The following is a 4,792-nucleotide window of genomic DNA, read 5'->3' as shown; positions in this document are numbered from 1 at the left end:
GCTCTCCTGGCCTATGGACTTGTGGATAAGCCATTCTGAGAGTAAGGTGAATGAACTAACAAACCGGGAATAGCTCTTATTTTTCCTGAATTTTGTTCCAGATCCCCGGACCTAGCTAACAAGGAAAGCTTGCCAAAAGAAGCATTAAAATAAATATTAAGGAAGCAACACTTATTGTTTATGAGGGTGAGGAAATCTTGGCGGCATTTCCTATTAGTTCTGGCTCGAAAGATTTACCAACGCCTAAGGGGCTATGGAACATTCAAAAGATAACTTACTTACCTGAATTTCGTTATGATAAAAAAATGCTAACGGAGGGAAAAAAGGGTAAGCATTATTATAACCTTCCGTCGGGACCAAATAGCCCGGTAGGAGTGGTGTGGATAGGATTAAATAAGTCTGGTATAGGCATTCACGGCACTGATACACCACAAACTATTGGGCGTTCGACTAGCCACGGTTGTATTAGGTTATCCAATGCGGATGCGATGAAGCTTAGTACATTAATTACGCTTCATACTCCTGTTCAGATTGATTAGTTAGAGGCGGGCTGGAATAGTTAACACATTTAATCAGGAGGGTCTGTGCGGCATCTACTTGCTTACTTACTGCTTTTTGTTTCCGTCAGTACTGTGTTTTCTGATCCTCTGAAAACCCAAAATCCACTCTCTATTTCAACGCAAGAATTGCAAGATTTTAATAGGAACTCCGCAGCGGTTAAAAATCTGCTTACTTTAGCATTAAATATTGCTAGTAAAAATTTAGGCTATCTTTATGGGTCAGCCGACCCCAAAAATAGGGGAATGGATTGTTCCGGCACCATCTATTATCTTTTAACCACGGTGGGGATCCATGATGTTCCACGTTCTTCTGATTTACTCTATAAATGGGTAGTAGAAAAGGGGCATTTTTATCCGGTCACCGGTAATGACTTCTCCTCTTTAGAATTCTCGTATTTGCGTCCTGGAGATTTGCTCTTTTGGAGTGGCACCTATGAAATTAAACGAAAGCTAAATGTCACCCATGTTATGCTTTATCTGGGCAAAAATAAGAATGGTGATTTATTAATGATTGGTGCAAGTGATGGCCGTACCTACCAAGCCCAAAGAATATACGGGGTTAGTGTATTTGATTTTCAATTGCCTAATGCACTCAGCAAAAGTAAATTTTTAGGTTATAGTTGTATTCCAAAATTAAGCTGTCTCTAAAAAGGGATCAATTAAATTTACCTACCTCAGTATTAACTAAGGCCGAGTAATTAATTAAAGGACTTAAATCCTATGGGTACAATAAGAAAAACTGCCGTTTATAAGCATGGATTAGTAAATAAAGCACTTTTGCGCATCGATTATTCTGATGCCTTCAGAGGAGAATATAAAGCTAGTTCTAATCCATCCCTAGAAACTATTGCGCAATTATTTTTTAATTCATCATCCTCTTGGGCACGCACTCTTTTAAATTTAAGAAATATATTGCTATGTTGGAGCGGCCTTATTACACGTTCTATTCCTACTCAAGAAACAGCAGTATGCTTAAGGGTAGGTGAAAGGGCAGGGCTTTTTAGACTTTTTGCTAGGAGTGATAATGAGCTGCTTTTTGGTGAGGATGATAAGCATTTAAACGTGCGGATGATCTTAAAAAATTCAAAGCAGACCATTACCATCACCACACTGGTGCAGTTTAACAATCGCTGGGGTAAACTTTACTTTCAAACTATTCGCTTTTTTCATCAGCAGATAATGAAATCGCAATTAAAAAAACTAATTAAAAAATTGAATATAAATGAGGATAAACGCACGTCAATTGCTTAAGAACGAATTGAGGTGCTCTCTTATCCCCGTAGCTTAAGAGTATGCCTTCTCAAAAGCAGCGAGCTTTTTCTCTAAGTCCCATTGTAATTGCGCTTTTTCATTTTTTTCAATAAATTGCATACAGCTTAGGGCATTTAAATTTTGGCAAGCAGGAACAAGTTCCGCTTTATAGGGATTAGCCCAAATACTTTGCCCTGGAATAAATGCATAAGTTAAAGCATTACGGTTAATTTGTTTTATCGTGGAGTAATCCAAATGTTGATCCATTACAGCATTAACATATTGCTGGGTTAAGTCAGTCCTTAATATTCCTTCATCATCAGTAGAGAATACAACCGGTACATGATGTTTCAAATAGTACTTTAATGGATGTTTAGAGCCAGAAACGTTTAAAATAGAGGCATTACTGGTGAGGTTCACCTCAACCGGGATTTGATGTTTAGCCATATAGGCTAAGGTCGATTGAGCATTGTCTTCGGATAGGATATCAACCCCATGGCCAATTCTTTGGGCTTTACCAATAAAAACAGCGTCATGAATGTGGTAGCTTAATTCTTTCTTATTAACAAGGTCTGCAGTTATCTCACCAGCATGCAAGGCAATATGGACTTGGGGGTATTGGGCGTGTAAATAATTAAAGATCCGCATTTGTTGCTCATAATCACGTAAAGAAATCACGCCATCTTCCGGCTGGACTAAATTAACACCCACGAGATTTCCTTTGGAGCGAGCTACTGCCTCAAACGCATTTAAAGCTTGAGCAAAAAAACTATCGGGGGCCTGTTCACGTAATACATAGTATAAGAACTTCACTTTAATTTGGCAGGATTTTTGCTGTGAATGACGTTCGCAGCCTAAATACTTCCTAGCTTGCTCCTCCATCGCCTCACTGTTTTGGATTGTGCGAATAATATTTTTTTGAAAATCTTTATTGTTAAGTAAGAGGTTTTTACGTTCTGCAAAAGTAGCGGCATTTTTTATTAAAGGGCCAAAGCTTGTTGCATTCGCATTATCGGCAATATCCATAATTTCCAGGTAGTGCTCATTTTGCTCCGCAGCGCGTTCAATAACATTGGCAATTAATTGTGGACGGTAATTAATTACAATGGACATAAATTTCATAAAGGAGTTAAAGAAATGATCGTGTCCTGATTCTTTGCCTGGAGTAAAATCCTCCATCGACCAACTCTGAATAATTCGTTTATACAACAGGGGGTCTTTGACGAGCGAATTGGTACTCACTCCTTGACAGTTATTAGTTGTTTCGCTCACCGTCAAGCTATCCCTTGCTACACAATAATCCGCTTGTGCAACCAATGACAACATCACTTCAGCAGAGGGGCCGCCCGCTAAATGGTAATGCAGTTCACCACCCTTAGGCATCTTTTTAAAAAAAGTATAAAGTGCTGCAGGTTTGCTTTTTATGCGATTGACATAGGCGTTAATATCCGCATGCGTTGAGGCTGTCCACGAAATGCTTAAAAGAAGTAAAGTTGCTTTAGTGCAATTCATCATGTTTAGAGTTGCTCAAAATGTTAATTATCTCAGAGTTTGTATATATATTCAACAAGTTTAAAGAAAGTCTCGCGGTCTAATCTCAGCTGAACAGTATATTTTTTGCGCAGTCCAAGCATTGTATTTATTGGCTATTCATAGCAGAATGTGTGGAAGTTTGTTAATCAAGGAATGAGAATGCTTACTCGTATTTTAAAACCAATAATAACAACAACCGTTATGCTAGGCTTAGGTATAAATATTAGTTTTGCCAACATTGAAAAAAACAGCACAGAAGTTCATATTGGTATTTACGCTCCTTTTTCCCATAAACAAGCGTTTATTGGTCGGAACATTCTCAATGCGATGGAAATGGCTCGGGATAAAACCCATAACGACGCTATTCATTACACCTTTTATACCTTAGATGCACTGCCTAAAAATGAGGCAAAAATGCAAGTGAGCTTACAAAAATTTATTGATACCCATAAAATTAATGTACTAGTTACGGAGGGGTCTAAAAATGGTTTAATGGTAAAGCCTCTAGCACAAAAAAATAATATTCTTCATTTTAGCATGGCCAGCGATCCGCGTATTGCCGATGGAAGCCATAATTTTTTGGCATGGAGCCCAGATTATGAACAAGCAAAGGTTATGGTAAAAACCTTACAGCAAAAAAATATAAAGGAAATTGCACTCATTGCGACTGATGAAGTATCAGATCAAGTATTAGCCAAAAGTGTTCTCAAACAAATTGGTAAAGATTCAGGTATTAAGATAGTTTTACATGAAGAAATCAAAGCGGATACTACCGATTATGCTCCCTTAATCCAGAAATTAAAAGCCAAAAAGCCCCAACTTTATCTTATTATGGCTTCACCGGAACGAATTGAAAAAATTCAATCAGCAATGAGTAAGGCCCACATCCAAAAACCCATTACTAGTATTGTCGATCAAGTAACTCCAACAGTAATGAGAGTATTTAATGGCCAGTGGTATGTGGATACTCAGGCAATGCCTGCCGACTTTATAAACGAATATCAGGAAATTAATTTTAACTACCCCAGTACCGAAGCCGGTTATGCCTATGATGTATTTAATATGGTTAATGCCAGTATTGAGGCTTCATTACAAAAAGGCTCAGGATTTTCCCTTGCCGCCCTTGTGCAGCAGATTCACCTTTATGCGCCGGGTAACGGGGTGATGGGGCCTTTTAATTTAAATAAACAAGGTGTTTTATACACACAATCGGAAGTGAAAACCATTAAAGACGGCCAGGTGTTTACTGCATAATCCGGTTAAGGAAGGCCCCATGAGCTTAGGATGCAAATAGTGGGGCATTCCTCAGTGTTTAACCATTAAGATAAGTTACTCATGTTACGCACATAAACTTGTAGTTTGACTAAAAAGCATTAGAATTCCGCCCTTAATTTTAGGGAGGGAATTAAATGGATATGCTTGATCTTTATAGTGATTATTTGATTTTC

At 38.2% G+C, this 4,792-nt stretch carries 5 protein-coding genes; 4 read left to right on the top strand and 1 reads right to left on the bottom strand.

Features of this window, described 5'->3' with window-relative positions:
• Nucleotides 1–143 precede the first annotated feature (143 nt).
• The 3 genes from ELY15_RS13405 to ELY15_RS13395 all read left to right on the top strand — a co-directional run bounded on the left by ELY15_RS13405 (nt 144) and on the right by ELY15_RS13395 (nt 1,811).
• Entirely contained in the window at nt 144–539 is a 396-nt protein-coding gene (locus ELY15_RS13405) for a L,D-transpeptidase (RefSeq protein ID WP_370449438.1), read from the top strand.
• Between the two features lie 45 nt (nt 540–584).
• Nucleotides 585–1,208: a C40 family peptidase gene (locus tag ELY15_RS13400; RefSeq protein ID WP_127100870.1), complete on the top strand. Its 624-nt coding sequence runs from the start codon at nt 585–587 to the stop codon at nt 1,206–1,208.
• A gap of 72 nt (nt 1,209–1,280) precedes the next feature.
• Nucleotides 1,281–1,811, top strand: coding sequence for a DUF2867 domain-containing protein (locus ELY15_RS13395; protein ID WP_127100868.1), 531 nt, complete (start codon nt 1,281–1,283; stop codon nt 1,809–1,811).
• Nucleotides 1,812–1,844: 33 nt separating this feature from the next.
• Here the strand turns inward: ELY15_RS13395 and ELY15_RS13390 are convergent, their stop codons facing one another.
• Complete coding sequence (locus tag ELY15_RS13390) at nt 1,845–3,323, bottom strand: adenosine deaminase (RefSeq protein ID WP_127100876.1); 1,479 nt, start codon at nt 3,321–3,323, stop codon at nt 1,845–1,847.
• 180 nt (nt 3,324–3,503) lie between these two features.
• Between ELY15_RS13390 and ELY15_RS13385 the strand changes: the two genes are divergently transcribed.
• Nucleotides 3,504–4,598, top strand: coding sequence for an ABC transporter substrate-binding protein (locus tag ELY15_RS13385; protein ID WP_233586760.1), 1,095 nt, complete (start codon nt 3,504–3,506; stop codon nt 4,596–4,598).
• Nucleotides 4,599–4,792 lie beyond the last annotated feature (194 nt).

This window comes from Legionella sp. km772 (genome assembly GCF_003989735.1).
GTDB lineage: Bacteria > Pseudomonadota > Gammaproteobacteria > Legionellales > Legionellaceae > Legionella.
Note: the sequence above shows the minus strand (reverse complement) of the source record. Positions and strands in the feature narration are given on the sequence as shown.

Coding starts and splice junctions, on each gene's coding strand:
- ELY15_RS13395 (WP_127100868.1), top strand. CDS start 1,281: ATGGGTACAATAAGAAAAACTGCCGTTTATAAGCATGGATTAGTAAAT.
- ELY15_RS13390 (WP_127100876.1), bottom strand. CDS start 3,323: ATGAATTGCACTAAAGCAACTTTACTTCTTTTAAGCATTTCGTGGACA.
- ELY15_RS13385 (WP_233586760.1), top strand. CDS start 3,504: ATGCTTACTCGTATTTTAAAACCAATAATAACAACAACCGTTATGCTA.